Here is a 14,485-nt window from a genome sequence, read left to right as displayed (position 1 = left end):
GCCGGTCGACCGCGACGGTAGCGTGGAGCCATGCCCGACGCCGCCTCCGCCACCCCCGTCGGCTCGCTCTCGGAGGAGGCGGTGCTCGCCGCGATCCTCGAACGCCTCGGTCCTTCCGATTCGCTCGTCGGACCCGGTGACGACGCGGCGGTGCTTCGACTCGCCGATGCGCGCGTCGTCGTGACGACCGACACCCTCATCCACGGGCCCGATTTCCGTCTCGCGTGGTCGTCCGGCAGGGACCTCGGCGCGAAGGCCGCGGCGGTCAACCTGGCGGACGTCGCCGCGATGGGCGCCCGGCCCGTAGCCCTGTTCGTCGCTCTCGCGATGCCCCCCGACACGAGCATCGGGTTCGTTCGGGAGCTCGCGACCGGTCTGCGCGAGGCCTGTGACGAGCTCGCCCCGGGCTGCCGTGTCGCGGGCGGCGATCTCACGAGCTCGGACACTCTGACGATCGCGGTGACCGCGGTCGGTGAACTCGAGCCGGGGCACGCACCGGTGCTCCGCTCGGGGGCCCGCCCCGGCGACATCCTGGCGATCTGCGGCGAGGTCGGGCTCGCGGCGGCCGGGCTCGACATCCTGTTCGAGAGGTTCCGCGACGAGCGCGGTCACGCGGTCGCCGTGGACGCCGCAACGCTCACCGCGTCCGAGGGGGCTGCCGTGGCGGGCCAGCTCCGTCCGCGCCCGCCGATCGGGTCGGGTGCGGCTGCGGCGAGAGCGGGCGCGACCGCGATGATGGATGTCTCGGACGGCCTCGTGCGCGACGCCCGCCGGCTCGCGCGCGCCTCGGGGGTGACGCTCGACATCGAACGGCTCGCGCTCGGCTCGGACAGCGATCGTGCGCTCCGCGGCGGGGAGGATCATGCGCTCCTCGCGACCTTCCCGGCGAACGCCGTCCTCCCGGCGGGCTTTCGTCCGATCGGTTCGGTCGGGGAGGCCGGCCCCGACCCGCTCACCGTCGATGGACTGCCGGAGCGTTCGGCCGGCGGGTGGGACCCTTACCGCGACTGGGACGGCGCCGGCGGCTGATCGGCGTCGACCGCGCGTTCGAACCACCACAGGGCCGTGTCGCCGTAACGCTTCGTGCGCAACGGCTCGAGCTGGGCCGGAACACGCGGCTCGGGGGAGCGGCTGGCGCGTTCGACGATGACGATCGCCCCGGGGGAGCAGACGTCTGCGAGCAACGCGAGCGTGACGGCGAGGGCGCCGTCGTCGAGGTCGTAGGGCGGGTCCAGGAAGACGAGGTCGAACGGGCCGGTCGCCGACTGGAGGAACGTGTCGGCGCTGCTGCGGTGGACCCTGACCGCCGACGAGGCGACTGCTCGCGCGACCGTCCGTGCGTTCTGTTCGGTCACGGTGGCGGCCGAGGCCGACTTCTCCACGAGGTCGACGGATGCGGCCCCTCGGCTGAGCGCCTCCAAGCCGAGCGCTCCCGAGCCGGCATACAGGTCGAGCACACGCGCGCCGTCGAGGATGCCCGATGCGTCGAGGCCGCCGAAGAGGGACTCGCGGACGCGATCGCTCGTCGGACGCGTCCCGCGATCGGGTACACGCAGCGCGAGAGATCCTGCCGCGCCGGCGATGATGCGGGTCATGCCGGAGCCGCCGTTCCGGCACCATCGTCCGAGGCCCCGCGGCCCTCTTCATCGCGCAGACGCGGCTCGCTGCGGAGCTCGGGACGGAACCCGGACTTGTCGGCGTAGAAGTTTCGGATGACCGTCATGTCGGCCGCGACGTCGCCCGTGAGCTCGATCGTCGGTCCCAGGCCCGTGGTCATCGTGGTGCGGTCGACGTAGCCGAGCGTGACGGGCAGGCCCGACGCACGCGCGATGCGGTAGAAGCCCGACTTCCATCCGGTGCGCGAGGTCCGGGTCCCGTCGGGGGTGATGACGAGGCCGAACACGTCGCCCGCCGCGATCAGCGCGAGGACGTCGTCGACGACGCGCGACGGGTCGTCCCGATCGACGGGGATGCCGCCCAGCCGCCGCATCGGACCGTTCCGCCACCCATGGAACAAACTCTTCTTCCCGAGCCAGCGGATCGGAATCTGCAGGCGCCACGCGATGGCGAGCATGAGCACGAAGTCCCAGTTCGAGGTGTGCGGTGCCCCGATGAGGATCGTGGGCCTCGTGGGGGCCGGCGTGCTGACGAGGCGCCAGCGGCTGAACGTCCAGAAGAGGCGGGCGATCGCGCGTCGGAGCATCCTCTTACCGTAGAGCCTGGCGGCACCGTGTCCGACCTCCTGCCTAGACTCGTGTCCATGCCGCAGGTCGACCTGGATACCCCGCTGCCGCAGGCCGTGGGCGAGAAGGTCGCTGCGACCCTCTCGCGTGCTTTCGGGATGTCCACCGTCGGCGACCTCCTCGCGCACTATCCGCGTCGTTATGCCCGTCGTGGCGAGCTGACGCCCATCTCTTCACTGCCCGTCGGCGAGATGGCGACGATCGTCGCCGAGGTGAAATCGGTGTCCGAGCGCCCGATGCGTCAGCGCCGCGGCTCGCTCCTCGAAGTCGTGATCAGCGATGGCGTCGGCGAGGCGACGCTGACCTTCTTCGGACAGAAGTGGCGTCTGCAAGAGCTTCGGGTCGGGCGACAGGGCATCTTCTCCGGCAAGGTCGGCGTATTCAAGGGGAAGCAGCAGTTCGCGCATCCCGACTACGAGCTCTTCGATGACGAGATCGAGGCACGCGTGACCGCCGTCGCGCGAAGCCTCGAACCGATCCCCATCTACTCCGCCACGAGCACCGTCACCAGCTGGCAGCTGCGCAAGATCATCGCCGATGTCATCGCCCGCCTCGGCGAGGTGCCCGACCCGCTCCCCGACGACGTGCGCGCACGCCATCAGCTCCTCGACGCGCGCGCGGCGCTCGTCCAGGTCCACACGCCCACGGTTCCCGAACAGGTGCGGCCGGGGTTCGCGACTCTCCGCATGCACGAGGCGTTCGTCCTGCAGGCTGCACTCCTTCAGCACCGCATCCAGGTCCGCCAGCTCGCCGCGACCTCCCGGCCCGCGGGCGACCTGCTCGAGCAGTTCGATGCTTCCCTGCCCTTCGAGCGCACACCGGACCAGATCGCGGTCGGTGACGCGATCGCCGAAGACCTCGTCAACGAGTGGCCGATGAATCGTCTCGTGCAGGGGGAGGTCGGGTCGGGCAAGACCCTCGTAGCCCTGCGCGCGATGCTGCAGGTTGCGCAATCGGGTGGGCAGGCAGCGCTGATCGCGCCGACCGAGGTGCTCGCTGCGCAGCACGTGCGGTCCATTGCGAAGATGCTCGGGCCACGGCTGGCGCCCGAGCTGATGCCCACCCTGCTCACGGGGACGCAGCCGGCCGCCGAACGGCGCAAGGCCGCGCTGCGCGCCGCATCCGGGCAGGCGCGCATCGTCGTCGGTACGCACGCCCTGCTGAGCGCCTCGACGACGTTCGCCGACCTCGGCCTCGTCGTCGTCGACGAGCAGCACCGATTCGGGGTCGAGCAGCGCGAGGCCCTGCGCGCCAAGGGCACCTCGCCCCACGTGCTCGTCCTCACGGCGACGCCGATTCCTCGCACCGTGGCGATGACGGTCTTCGGAGACCTCGACGTGTCGACGATCCGCACGATGCCGACGGGGCGCGCGGGCATCTCGACGTTCGTCGCGCCCCTGGCCGAGAAGCCGGGCTGGTTCGGGCGGGTGTGGGAGCGCGTGGCCGAGGAGGTGGCTGCCGGGCGTCAGGCCTTCGTCGTCTGCGCGGCGATCGACGCCGAGAAGGCCGTCGTCGACGACACCGATGATGCGGGCATGCTCGAAGACGGCACGCGCACGCGCACGCGGTGGGGCGTCGTGCAGGCGAGCGCGATGCTCGCGCAGCATCCGTCCTTCGCCGATCTGACGGTGGCCACGCTGCACGGCAAGATGCCTGCGGACGAGAAGGATGCCGTGATGCAGGCGTTCGCCCGCGGTGAGATCGACGTGCTCGTGGCCACGACCGTCGTCGAGGTCGGTGTCGATGTGCCCAACGCCTCGACGATGGTGATCCTCGAAGCCGAACGTTTCGGCGTCTCGCAGCTGCACCAGCTCCGCGGCCGGGTCGGTCGCGGAAGCGTTCCCGGTCTCTGCCTCCTGGTCACCGAGGCCGACCCCGACACGGCGGCGCGTTCGCGGGTCGAGGCCGTCGCGGCGACGACCGACGGTTTCTCCCTCGCCGAGGTCGATCTCGAGCTCCGCGGCGAGGGAGACGTTCTCGGCGATGCCCAGTCGGGCGCCCGCTCTTCCCTCCGTCTGCTTCGCGTCGTCGCCGACGCCGATCTGATCGCGCAGGCGCGCGAGGAAGCCGCCGCGGTGCTGCGCGACGACCCCGATCTCTCCCGCCATCCGGGACTCGCCGCCGCGATCGCGCGGCGGCTGGGCGAAGACGAGCGCGGCGCGCTCCATAGGAACTAGGCTCGGAGCATGAGCAACCGGATCGCGGTCGTGCCCGGCTCCTTCGATCCGCCGACCCTCGGCCATCTCGACGTCATCCGTCGGGCCGCGGCACTCTACGACCAGCTCCACGTCCTGGTCGTGCACAACCCGGGGAAAGAAGCGATGCTCCCCATCGCACAGCGGCAGACGCTTCTCGAGCAGTCGATCGACGACGCCGGGATCGAGGGCGAGATCGTCGTCGCCGCCTGGAGCATGGGGCTGCTCGTCGATTACGCGACCGACGTCGGCGCCGGGATCCTCGTCAAAGGGATTCGTTCGCAGGTCGACGTCGCGTACGAGACGCCGATGGCGATCGTCAATCGACACCTCGCACAGATCGAGACCGTGTTCCTCCTTCCCGACCCCGCGCACGCGCTCGTCTCGAGCTCGCTCGTGCGGCAGGTCGCGTCGCTCGGCGGCGACGTGTCGCCCTTCGTCCCAGGTCCCGTCGCGCGCTTCCTCGACACGGGATCCCGCGGCATCTGAGTCCGCTCGTCGCCACGGCGACTACCATGGTCGATCGTGGGTAGAAAGCACGTCACCGGACCATTCGTCATCCCCGTGCACGACATCGTGCGCCAGCCGGGGGAGATGCGGGAGTTCGCGTTCAGCGTGCCCGCGCCCGACAAATGGGGTGAGGGCCTCGTCTTCGTCCCGTCGGGTCAGCCGATCGATCTCGAGGTGCGCCTCGAGTCGGTCCACGAGGGCATCCTGGCCACCGCGGAGGCGGACACCGTTTACGAAGGGGTCTGCGGTCGGTGCCTCACGGAGCTGACACGCCCCCTCCGAATCGAGTTTCAGGAGCTCTTCGGGTATTCTGGGGACGAAGCGTCCGACTTCGAGGTTCAAGACGACCACGTGGATCTTGAAACTCCGGTCAGGGATTCGATCGTCCTGGCGCTTCCGTTCCAGCCGGTGTGTCAGCCGGATTGCCCCGGGCTCGACCCGGTCACGGGTGAGAAGCTGACGCCCGGAGCGGAGCCTGCGGAGCAGGTGCAGATCGACCCGCGCTGGGCCGCGCTGACGGCCTACACCCCAGACCACGACGACGCAGACCATCGCGTCGCGCCCGACACAGAGAAGAGCTAGCCATGGCAGGTAACCCCCCGAAGCGGAAGGTCTCCCGCTCCAACACGCGTTCGCGTCGCGCGCAGTGGAAGGCCGAGGCTCCCGCCCTCGTCAAGACCATCGAGAACGGCAAGGTCGTCTACAGCCGTCCCCACCAGGCGAAGGTCGTCACCGACTCGCAGGGCACCGAGCTGTTCCTCGAGTACAAGGGTCGCAAGGTCGCTGACGTCTGACGACGAGCGGCGTGACTGAGAACATTACCGAGCGCTCAGCGCTCACCGACAAGCTCGGGGTCGATATCGACCCCGAGCTTCTGTCGCTCGCCCTGACCCATCGGTCCTACGCATACGAGAACGGCGGGACGCCTCACAACGAGCGTCTCGAGTTCCTCGGCGACTCGATCCTCGGTCAGGCCGTCACCGTGCACCTCTTCCGCACGCATCCGGATCTCGACGAGGGTGCGCTCGCCAAGCGTCGTGCGAGCGTCGTGTCGACGGTCGCGCTCGCTGAGGTCGCTCGGACGATCGGGCTCGGCGACCACATCATGCTGGGCCGCGGCGAGACCCAGACCGGCGGTCGCGACAAGGACTCGATCCTCGCCGACGCCATGGAGGCCGTGATCGGTGCGGCGTTCCTCTCGGCGGGCCCGGACCGTGCGCAGGAACTGGTCCTCCGCCTGGTGGCGCCGCTTCTGGCCGACCCCGCGCGGTACGGCGCGGCGATGGACCCGAAGACCTCGCTGCAAGAGCTCGCCGCGCACCTGGGCGTTGCACCTCCCGTGTACGGCATCGTGGCCTCGGGGCCGGACCACCACCGTGTCTTCACCGCGACCGTCACCGTCGGCGACGTGTCACGCGAGGGCGTGGGAAGCAGCAAGAAGCAGGCCGAGATGGCCGCCGCCCTCGCTGTGTGGCACGTGCTGTCGGCCCGTGCCTGAGCTGCCCGAAGTCGAGGTCGTCCGTGCCGGTCTCGAGCCGGCCGTCGTCGGTGCGCGGATCGAGGCCTGCACGGTCCTCGACGCGCGCGCGCTCACGCGCCACGTCGGGACGCCGGAGTCGTTTGAGCAGGAGTTGACCGGCCGCTCCGTGACCGCCGCCGCGCGACGCGGCAAGTTCCTCTGGTTCCCCGTGGAGGGCACCCAGCGTGCGGTCATCGCCCACCTCGGAATGAGCGGGCAGATGCTGCTGCGCGAGCCCGGTGCGCCGACCGAGCGTCACGAACGCATCCGCTGGGACATCGTGCACCCGGAGCACGGCGAGCTCTCCGTCCTGTTCGTCGACCAGCGGACCTTCGGCTCTCTCGCCGTCGACGACCTCGAGCCCACAGCGGACGGCGCCGCAGCCGGGCGCGGAACGGATGCTGCGCTGATCCCGGGTCAGGTGCGGCACATCGCCCGCGACCCCCTCGACCCGGCCTTCGATGCGGCCCGCTTTCACCGGGAGCTGGCGCGGCGGTCGTCGGGCATCAAGCGCGTTCTGCTCGATCAGGGCGTGGTCAGCGGAATCGGCAACATCTACGCCGATGAGGCGCTGTGGGCGGCCCGCATCCACCCGGAGACCGTGGCATCCCTCCTCTCGAGGCCCGCGCGTGAACGCCTGTTGCAGGCCGTCGTCGCGGTGATGACGAAGGCTCTCGCCGAAGGCGGCACGAGCTTCGACGCCCAGTACGTCAACGTCAACGGCCAGGCCGGCTACTTCGCGCACTCTCTCGAGGCCTATGGCCGCACCGGAGCGGAGTGCTCGCGGTGCGGCTCGGCCATCGTCCGGGTCGCGTTCACGAACCGGTCATCCCACTACTGCCCGCGCTGCCAGCGGCGTCGTCACTGAGCCGTCTCTTCCACGCGCCCTCGTACGAGAGCGGCCGGAACCCGAGGGCCTCGTTGATGTCGAGCATCGGGCGATTCTCCTCGGCGTTGTACGTGATGACGCGGGGTGAGTCGGGTGCGATCTCACGCCACGCGACGAGCCCCGCACACTTCACGAGCATGCCGAGCCGGTGGCCCCGGTGGCTCGACGCCACGAGCGTGTCGTGCTGGTGGGTCGCGCCGGTGCGGTCGGAGCTGATCATGAGTTCGTTGAAGGCCGCGAGCTCGCCGGTCTCGATGTGCTGCGCCGCGGTCACGAGCAGTGTCTGGTCCGCTTCGACGTAGCGCGCATCGTGGCGGGCCAGGCGTGCGGCATCCCACTCTTCCTCGTCCACCTCGAGGCCTGCCGCGGGGGCATCGGTCGACATGCGGGACTTCAGCCACGCGTACCCTTCGACGAACGCCGGCGGTGTCGGCGCGGTCCATCGCACCACGCGGTACCCGGCGGCCGCCACTGTGGCTCTCGCCAGGTGCGCATCGATGACGGCGGCGGAGCCGGGCAGATCCAGCACGCTCTTCCGGTTGATCTGCTCGAGGGTGTAGCCGTGACGCAGCAGGAAGCGCGCGGCAAGGTCGCGGGGGATGTCACCGTACCCCGTGGGCGCGGCCAGCCGGTCGCCCGGCTGATCGGGATGCTCCGCGTACGTCTGCAGAACGTGACGTCCATGCTCCCGAGCCGTGCGCTCGATGAGAGCGTGCGCGCGGGACCCGATTCCGCGCCCGTGGACCTCGCGCAACAGCTCGATGAGCCAGTACGCGGTGTCGGATCCGGCCTCGTGGGGGATGTCGAGACCCACGCGCCCGACGACTCTGCCCTCCCAGAGCACGAGCCAGCTGAATCTCGTCTCATCCGGGCTCGGGCGATAGTGGGGGAGCAGCTCGTCGGGGCGGGCGGCATCGTCATCGCCGCCGGTGATCTCGCGATACACGAGATTGCGCACGCGCACCATCTCGCAGAAGTCCACGGCGTCCGGTGCATCGATGCTGTCGGGGATGTGGAGGGAGCGCAGCTCGAGCTGCGCGGTGATGTCGTTCATGGTTCTCTTTCGATGGCGTGGGGTCTCGTCGCCGAGACCCCACGCGGATCAACGGTAGGGAGTGAGCAGGTACGCGCGCTCCCAGTGGCGCTCGCGCGACTCGAGGGCGGCGAGCTGCTCGCGGCGGTACGCGACCTCGGGCGCAGAGCTGGCGCCGCGGTTCGCGCTCCACACGATGAGGCGCAGTGCGATCCGCAGCGCAAGGCGCTGGGCGAGGGTCGGACGGCCGAGGGCCGTCTGCTCGGGAATGGCAGGCCGCGCAGGCGCGACCTCGGGACGTCGTTGTACGACGGTGTTCATGGTGTCCTCGTTCGAAGAGGGCGGATGTGCGATGGCGACGATGTGCGTCGCGGGTGCAGCCAGGGCTGCTGCCCGGCGCGTGGCGATCACGCGGGGCGGAAAGGCGGAACGGGGCGAGGGACTCGCAGACTCAGACGTTCAGCGGAGCATCGACGACGACGGCTCCACCGATAGCGCACGAGAAACGGTCGCGGTGCTCGGAACGAACAGCAACAGCGTTAAACGCCGTGACAGAAATCAACATCGGGGAACCTCCTTTCGTCAGGGATGCGGGAAGTGACGCTAGCGGTCCCTCCGGTGCGGCGTCAAGTCCGGCCCGTCATCCTCCGGTAGCGTGTGGACGTTGACCGAGCGCCGGGAGGGTTCGACATGCACCTGAAGAGCGTCACGCTCAAGGGCTTCAAGTCGTTCGCCCAACAGACGACATTCGTGCTCGAACCGGGTGTCACCTGCATCGTCGGGCCGAACGGCTCGGGCAAGTCGAACGTCGTCGACGCGCTCGCCTGGGTCATGGGCGAACAGGGCGCCAAGACGCTCCGCGGCGGCAAGATGGAGGACGTCATCTTCGCGGGCACCGCGACACGCGGGCCGCTCGGTCGTGCCGAGGTGCAGCTGACGATCGACAACCACGACGGCGTGCTCCCGATCGAATACTCCGAGGTGACGATCAGCCGCACGCTTTTCCGGAACGGGTCGAGCGAGTACGCGATCAACGGTGAGACATGCCGGTTGCTGGACGTGCAGGAGCTGCTGAGCGACTCCGGTCTCGGCCGCGAGATGCACGTCATCGTCGGGCAGGGGCGCTTGGACACCGTGCTGCAGGCGAGCGCGGAGGACCGCCGCGGTTTCATCGAGGAGGCGGCGGGCATCCTCAAGCACCGGCGCCGCAAGGAGAAGACGGTTCGCAAGCTCGAGGCGATGGAGGCGAACCTCACGCGGTTGAGCGACCTGGCGGGCGAGCTGCGACGGCAGTTGAAGCCGCTCGGCAAGCAGGCCGAGATCGCACGCGAAGCGGCGACGATCGCCGCCGTCGTCCGCGACGCGAAGGCGAGGCTGTTCGCCGACGACCTCGTCGCGCTGCGTGCGCAACTCGCCGACCATGCCCGCGACGAGCATGAGCGGCACGCCGAGCGGCTCGTGCTGCAGGACCGGCTCGACGGTGTGAAGCGGCGTATCGACGAGCTCGAGGCCGAGCAGCGGTCCGAGGCCGTCGATCGCGCACGCGCCACCGCTTTCGCGCTCGAACAGGTCCAGGAGCGGGTGCGCGGGTTGCACACGCTCGCAGCGCAGCGCCGGGCGCTCCTCGAAGACGACGGCCAGCTCTCCATCGAGGTCGCCACGGTCGGGCAGTCGGCCATCGACGAGGCGCGGCAGGAGGTCGACGACATCGCGTCGGGCGTCGGCGATGCGCAGGATGCGGCTGCTGCGGCATCCCGCGACGTCATCCGGGCGCGCGCCGAACTCGATGCGCTCGACGCCGACATCGCCGCGCAGAGCGCTCTCGTCTCGGAGCACGACATGCGCCTGACCAAGCTCCGGGGGCGTGCCGAGGCCGCAGCCTCTCGGCTGGAGGCCCTCCGGGCGACCGTCGAGCGGCAGCAGCGGGGCCTCGATGCCGCTCGCGCGCGCCGCGCCGAGGCCGAGGCAGCTCTCGAGCAGGTCCAGGCGGACGCGGCTCCCGAGATCAGCTCCGCCGAGCACACCGCCGCCTACGAGCGGGCTCAGCGCGATGCGACGGACGCCGAGACCGCGCTGTCGGGGATCCGTGAGCGGCTGCACGCGGCCGAGCGCGAGGTCGAGTCGCTCACGGCGCAGACGGCCGCCCTCGGCCGCGCACTCGAGGTTCGAAACGCCGCTGCCGACCTCCTCTCGCGCGGCGACGAGGGGCTGCGTTCTCTCGTCGCCGACGCCGTGAAGGTCGAGCCGGGCTACGAGGCACCCGTGGCTGCGGCTCTGGGGGCGCTCGCTGAAGGCGTGCTCGCGGTCGATGTGGCGGCAGCGCTGCGCGCGGCCGCCACCGCCTCCGCGGACGACCTCGGCGTCGTCGACATCGTCCTCGCCGATGCTGCGCGGGGAGAGGCTGTCCCCGCCCCACGGGGTGCCGTCCGCGCGACCGACGTCGTCAGCGGCCCCGACGGTGTCGTCGGGCAACTGGGGAACGTGGTCATCGCGGACGACCTCGACGCCGCCGTGCGCATCCGCGACGGCTGGAGCGCGGACGAACGCGACCGTGCCGTGGTCGTGACGAAGCAGGGTGAGCTCGTCTCATGGCGCACGGTGCGGGCCGGCTCCGGCGAAGGGCGCTCGCGCCTCGAGCTCGCGGCCGAGCGGGATGCGGCGGCCGAGCGGCTCAGCGAGATGAGCGTGGTCGCCGACGCGCTGCGCGAGTCGCTCGCCGAGGCGCAGGCCGCGTGGTCCGAGGCTCGCACCCGGACGAGGACAGCGCTCGAGACCCTTCGCGCGCACGATGCGGCGCTCGCGGCCGACGCGGAGAAGCTCAACCGAGCCACCGTGCGATATGAGGCGGCCGTCGCGGAGTGCGACCGGCTCGAATCGGGTATCGCCCCCGCCGTGTCTGCCGCGACCGAGGCCGAATCGGCGGCTCGCGAGGCCGAGGAAGCGCTCGCGGCAGCAGCTGCGGCGCCGCGGCCGATCCTCGACGCATCGGCGCGCGAGGGGCTTCTCGAAGCCCTCGAACAGGCTCGCGAACGCGAGATGCGCGCCCGTCTCGACGTCGAGACCCTGCGGGAGCGTGTGCGAGCCGGCGAGGCGCGGGTGGTTCAGCTCGAACGCCAGCGCGAGCGCGAACGCGCCGCCGCCGCCGAAGCCGCCCGGCGCGCCGTCATCCGGCGGCAGCAGCGTGCGATCGCGGATGCCGTCGCCGCACAGCTGCCGCCGCTGCTCGAGTCGATCGACAGGTCGGTCGCGGCCGCCCGCGTGGAGCTGGGTCGCGCCGAGCAGGCGCGGAGCGAGATCACGAGCGAGCTCGCAGAGCTGCGCCGCCAGGATCAATCGGCGCGCAGCCGGCTGTCAGCTCTCACCGAATCGGTCCACGGACTCGAGATGCAGATGCACGAGAAGAAGCTGCACGTGACGAGCCTGCTCGAACGCGTGGCATCCGAACTCGGGTTCGACGAGGACATTCTCGTTTCGGAATATGGTCCCGACCAGCCCGTGCTCGACGACTCGGGCGAGCCGGTGCCCTTCGACCGGACCTCGCAGCGGCGTCGCCTCGCCGAGGCGGAGCGAAAACTCACGCAGCTCGGGCGGGTCAATCCTCTCGCTCTCGAGGAGTACGCCGCGCTCGAGCAGCGCCACGCATTCCTCACCGAACAGCTCGCGGACCTGACGCAGACGCGGACCGATCTGCTGACGATCATCGGGGAGCTGGACGAGCGGATGCAGTCGATCTTCCTCGCCGCTTTCGAGGACACCAAGATCGCGTTCGGCGAGGTCTTTCCGATCCTGTTCCCGGGCGGGACGGGCAGCATCTCGCTCACCGACCCGGACAATCCGCTCACGACCGGCATCGAGGTCGCCGTGCGCCCCGTCGGCAAGAAGATCGAGAGGTTGTCGCTGCTCTCGGGCGGCGAGCGCTCATTGGCCGCCGTCGCGCTCCTGACGGCGATCTTCAAGGCTCGGCCGAGCCCGTTCTACATCCTGGACGAGGTCGAGGCAGCTCTCGACGACGCCAACCTCGGACGCCTGCTCGGCGTGTTCGAACAGCTCCGCGAGTCGAGCCAGCTCATCGTGATCACGCACCAGAAGCGCACGATGGAGATCGCCGACGCCCTCTACGGCGTCTCGATGCGGCAGGACGGGGTGTCCGCGGTCGTCGGTCAGCGCGTGCGAGAGCGCGCGGGCGCCGTAGGCTGAGGGTATGGCCGACAATCCCTGGTCGCTCTCGCGCGCGCTGCGCGGGCTCTTCGTCAAGCCGACCATCGACGAGAACACATGGGACGACCTCGAGACGGCGCTCCTGACGGCCGACTTCGGGCCCGACATCACGGAGCGTCTCGTCGACGACCTGCGCGGCAAGGTCGAGCGGTATCGCACAACCGACCCGCGTGATCTCCAGCGCATGCTGAAGGAGACGCTCGAGGAGCGGTTCGCGGCGTTCGACTCGACCCTGCGTCTGACCGAGCGTCCCGCCGTCGTCCTCGTCGTCGGCGTGAACGGCGTGGGAAAGACCACGACGATCGGGAAGTTCGCGAAGTTCCTGCAGCGATACGGCCGGTCGGTCGTCGTCGGTGCGGCCGACACGTTCCGCGCTGCGGCCGTCGACCAGCTCGCGACGTGGGCCGAGCGCGGCGGGGCCCAGATCGTCCGGCCGCAGCAGGAGGGGCAGGACCCGGCCTCCGTCGCCTTCCAGACGATCGACTACGCCAAGCGGACGGGCACGGAGATCGTGCTCGTCGATACGGCGGGCCGCCTTCACACCAAGGGCGGGCTGATGGACGAGCTCACCAAGATCCGGCGCGTCATCGAGAAGCAGGCGCCCATCAGCGAGGTGCTGCTGGTGCTGGATGCGACGACCGGCCAGAACGGCGTGATGCAAGCCGAGGCGTTCCTCGAGCACGCGGGTGTGACGGGTCTCGTCCTCACCAAGCTCGACGGGTCCGCGCGTGGCGGTTTCGTGCTCGCCGTCCAGGAACGCACCGGCATCCCGGTCAAGCTGCTCGGTCAGGGGGAGGGCATCAACGACCTCACCGGTTTCACCCCGCACGTGTTCGCAGCGGCTCTCGTCGACTGAGCGCCGCGCCGCATCTCCACTTCCCCCGCACCCTCACGGCTGGTTTCATAAACACATGGCGATCGAGCACGACTACTTCGGACTCCTCGAGTCGGGTCCGGACGGATCGATCTTCTGGTCGGATCACGTCGAGATCGGCGACCAGACGGTCACCGTCGATCTCACGGCCCCGGATCAGGACGACGTCTCCGCCGCCGCGCTCGACGTCGCTGCCGCGATGATCTCGGCGATCGAATCGATCGACCTCTCCGCCCGCAACGCGATGGTGTCGGAGCTCAACGACCGCACGAGCGAGGTGACCGAGTTCATCCTCCAGCAGCAGGAGGAGCTCGGGGAGGACATCGAGTCGTACCTGGTCGACATCTCGGGCGACGTCCACATGGACGTCATCCGGTCGCTGCAGCTGATCAGCATGACGATCCTGGCCGATGAGCACGGCGGATCGGATCCGTTCGCGGTGCTGGAGTACGCGCTCGACCCCGACTCGACCGAAGAGGTGCTCCTGGTCAACCTCACGAGCGACGGCAGCATCCAGTCGGTCACCAGCGCCGACTGACGTGCAGACTTTTCTGCCCTATCCCTCGTTCGCCGAGTCGGCGGCCGCGCTCGACACGGCGCGACTCGGCAAGCAGCGCGTCGAGACGCTGCAGCTGCTGCGGGCCAACACCGTGCCGGGATACGGATGGCGCAACCACCCCGCCGCCAAGATGTGGCGCGGATACCTGCCCGCGTTGACGGCGTACGGTCTCGCGATGACCGACGCGTGGATCAGCGCCGGGCGTGCTGACACCGTCCGGCCGCAACTGCTGGAGTTCGCCCCTCACGTCGATGGGATGCCCCAGAGCGAACTCGACGTGCCGCCGTGGCTGGGCGATGAGGCGTTCCATCTGTCTCACCGTTCGAACCTGGTTCGGAAGGATGCCGCGTTCTACCGGCCGCGTTTCGGCGATGTTCCCGACGACCTCCCGTACATCTGGCCGTCGGACCCGACCGCGTCCTGAGTCGCGCGCGGCCGGGTCGGG

Annotated in this window: 15 protein-coding genes; 11 read left to right on the top strand and 4 right to left on the bottom strand. The window is 70.0% G+C overall.

Going from position 1 to position 14,485, the window contains the following annotated elements; translation table 11 throughout:
* The first annotated feature begins 30 nt into the window (after positions 1-30).
* Positions 31-1,029 (top strand): thiamine-phosphate kinase, encoded by a 999-nt coding sequence (gene thiL / locus CI089_RS11340; RefSeq protein WP_094261669.1) that lies wholly within the window; start codon positions 31-33, stop codon positions 1,027-1,029.
* On the opposite strand, the gene rsmD is transcribed toward thiL, so the two are convergent.
* The gene (gene rsmD, locus CI089_RS11335; RefSeq protein ID WP_094261668.1) at positions 999-1,595 is read right to left on the bottom strand and encodes a 16S rRNA (guanine(966)-N(2))-methyltransferase RsmD; all 597 of its coding nucleotides are present in this window, start codon (positions 1,593-1,595) and stop codon (positions 999-1,001) included. The two genes, thiL and rsmD, sit on opposite strands and share 31 nt — an antisense overlap.
* The gene (locus CI089_RS11330) at positions 1,592-2,203 is read right to left on the bottom strand and encodes a 1-acyl-sn-glycerol-3-phosphate acyltransferase (RefSeq protein WP_094261667.1); all 612 of its coding nucleotides are present in this window, start codon (positions 2,201-2,203) and stop codon (positions 1,592-1,594) included. The genes rsmD and CI089_RS11330 overlap by 4 nt, the downstream gene beginning before the upstream one ends.
* Before the next feature lie 57 nt (positions 2,204-2,260).
* Here CI089_RS11330 and CI089_RS11325 point away from each other — a divergent pair, with 57 nt between their 5' ends.
* The 6 genes from CI089_RS11325 (at position 2,261) to mutM (ending at position 7,335) form a co-directional block, all read left to right on the top strand.
* Positions 2,261-4,420, top strand: coding sequence for an ATP-dependent DNA helicase RecG (locus CI089_RS11325; RefSeq protein WP_094261666.1), 2,160 nt, complete (start codon positions 2,261-2,263; stop codon positions 4,418-4,420).
* A gap of 9 nt (positions 4,421-4,429) precedes the next feature.
* Positions 4,430-4,927 carry a pantetheine-phosphate adenylyltransferase gene (coaD, locus tag CI089_RS11320; protein ID WP_094261665.1) on the top strand — a complete coding sequence of 166 codons (498 nt, stop codon included), beginning with the start codon at positions 4,430-4,432 and terminating at the stop codon, positions 4,925-4,927.
* 105 nt (positions 4,928-5,032) lie between these two features.
* Complete coding sequence (locus CI089_RS11315) at positions 5,033-5,530, top strand: YceD family protein (RefSeq protein WP_094262463.1); 498 nt, start codon at positions 5,033-5,035, stop codon at positions 5,528-5,530.
* Between the two features lie 2 nt (positions 5,531-5,532).
* Positions 5,533-5,742: a 50S ribosomal protein L32 gene (gene rpmF, locus CI089_RS11310; protein ID WP_013586329.1), complete on the top strand. Its 210-nt coding sequence runs from the start codon at positions 5,533-5,535 to the stop codon at positions 5,740-5,742.
* A gap of 11 nt (positions 5,743-5,753) precedes the next feature.
* Positions 5,754-6,446 carry a ribonuclease III gene (gene rnc, locus CI089_RS11305; protein WP_094261664.1) on the top strand — a complete coding sequence of 231 codons (693 nt, stop codon included), beginning with the start codon at positions 5,754-5,756 and terminating at the stop codon, positions 6,444-6,446.
* The gene (mutM, locus tag CI089_RS11300; RefSeq protein ID WP_094261663.1) at positions 6,439-7,335 is read left to right on the top strand and encodes a bifunctional DNA-formamidopyrimidine glycosylase/DNA-(apurinic or apyrimidinic site) lyase; all 897 of its coding nucleotides are present in this window, start codon (positions 6,439-6,441) and stop codon (positions 7,333-7,335) included. Before rnc ends, mutM begins: the two co-directional genes overlap by 8 nt.
* Here mutM and CI089_RS11295 read toward each other — a convergent pair.
* Positions 7,283-8,410 (bottom strand): GNAT family N-acetyltransferase, encoded by a 1,128-nt coding sequence (locus CI089_RS11295; RefSeq protein ID WP_094261662.1) that lies wholly within the window; start codon positions 8,408-8,410, stop codon positions 7,283-7,285. The genes mutM and CI089_RS11295 overlap by 53 nt on opposite strands.
* A gap of 48 nt (positions 8,411-8,458) precedes the next feature.
* A complete protein-coding gene (locus tag CI089_RS11290; protein ID WP_143738990.1) occupies positions 8,459-8,710 on the bottom strand; it encodes a hypothetical protein in 252 nt (83 codons plus the stop codon).
* 369 nt (positions 8,711-9,079) lie between these two features.
* Between CI089_RS11290 and smc the strand changes: the two genes are divergently transcribed.
* From smc to CI089_RS11270, 4 genes are read left to right on the top strand one after another with little or no spacing between them, the layout of a single operon-like run.
* Positions 9,080-12,586 carry a chromosome segregation protein SMC gene (smc, locus tag CI089_RS11285; RefSeq protein WP_094261660.1) on the top strand — a complete coding sequence of 1,169 codons (3,507 nt, stop codon included), beginning with the start codon at positions 9,080-9,082 and terminating at the stop codon, positions 12,584-12,586.
* Positions 12,587-12,590: 4 nt separating this feature from the next.
* On the top strand, positions 12,591-13,463 hold the full coding sequence (ftsY, locus tag CI089_RS11280; protein ID WP_094261659.1) for a signal recognition particle-docking protein FtsY: 873 nt from the start codon (positions 12,591-12,593) through the stop codon (positions 13,461-13,463).
* Positions 13,464-13,518: 55 nt separating this feature from the next.
* Positions 13,519-14,019 (top strand): DUF2004 domain-containing protein, encoded by a 501-nt coding sequence (locus tag CI089_RS11275; RefSeq protein WP_023950989.1) that lies wholly within the window; start codon positions 13,519-13,521, stop codon positions 14,017-14,019.
* A gap of 1 nt (position 14,020) precedes the next feature.
* Positions 14,021-14,464, top strand: a complete 444-nt coding sequence (locus CI089_RS11270) for an MSMEG_6728 family protein (protein WP_094261658.1) — start codon at positions 14,021-14,023, stop codon at positions 14,462-14,464.
* The last annotated feature ends 21 nt before the right edge of the window (positions 14,465-14,485 follow it).

The organism is Microbacterium sp. Yaish 1, from assembly GCF_002245215.1.
Lineage (GTDB): Bacteria > Actinomycetota > Actinomycetes > Actinomycetales > Microbacteriaceae > Microbacterium.
This window is presented reverse-complemented; position numbering and strand designations above follow the sequence as displayed.

Excerpts from the sequence above, each read along its gene's own strand:
- thiL (WP_094261669.1), top strand. The coding sequence starts at position 31 with ATGCCCGACGCCGCCTCCGCCACCCCCGTCGGCTCGCTCTCGGAGGAG.
- rsmD (WP_094261668.1), bottom strand. The coding sequence starts at position 1,595 with ATGACCCGCATCATCGCCGGCGCGGCAGGATCTCTCGCGCTGCGTGTA.
- CI089_RS11330 (WP_094261667.1), bottom strand. The coding sequence starts at position 2,203 with ATGCTCCGACGCGCGATCGCCCGCCTCTTCTGGACGTTCAGCCGCTGG.
- CI089_RS11325 (WP_094261666.1), top strand. The coding sequence starts at position 2,261 with ATGCCGCAGGTCGACCTGGATACCCCGCTGCCGCAGGCCGTGGGCGAG.
- coaD (WP_094261665.1), top strand. The coding sequence starts at position 4,430 with ATGAGCAACCGGATCGCGGTCGTGCCCGGCTCCTTCGATCCGCCGACC.
- CI089_RS11315 (WP_094262463.1), top strand. The coding sequence starts at position 5,033 with ATGCGGGAGTTCGCGTTCAGCGTGCCCGCGCCCGACAAATGGGGTGAG.
- rpmF (WP_013586329.1), top strand. The coding sequence starts at position 5,533 with ATGGCAGGTAACCCCCCGAAGCGGAAGGTCTCCCGCTCCAACACGCGT.
- CI089_RS11295 (WP_094261662.1), bottom strand. The coding sequence starts at position 8,410 with ATGAACGACATCACCGCGCAGCTCGAGCTGCGCTCCCTCCACATCCCC.
- CI089_RS11290 (WP_143738990.1), bottom strand. The coding sequence starts at position 8,710 with ATGAACACCGTCGTACAACGACGTCCCGAGGTCGCGCCTGCGCGGCCT.
- smc (WP_094261660.1), top strand. The coding sequence starts at position 9,080 with ATGCACCTGAAGAGCGTCACGCTCAAGGGCTTCAAGTCGTTCGCCCAA.
- ftsY (WP_094261659.1), top strand. The coding sequence starts at position 12,591 with ATGGCCGACAATCCCTGGTCGCTCTCGCGCGCGCTGCGCGGGCTCTTC.
- CI089_RS11275 (WP_023950989.1), top strand. The coding sequence starts at position 13,519 with ATGGCGATCGAGCACGACTACTTCGGACTCCTCGAGTCGGGTCCGGAC.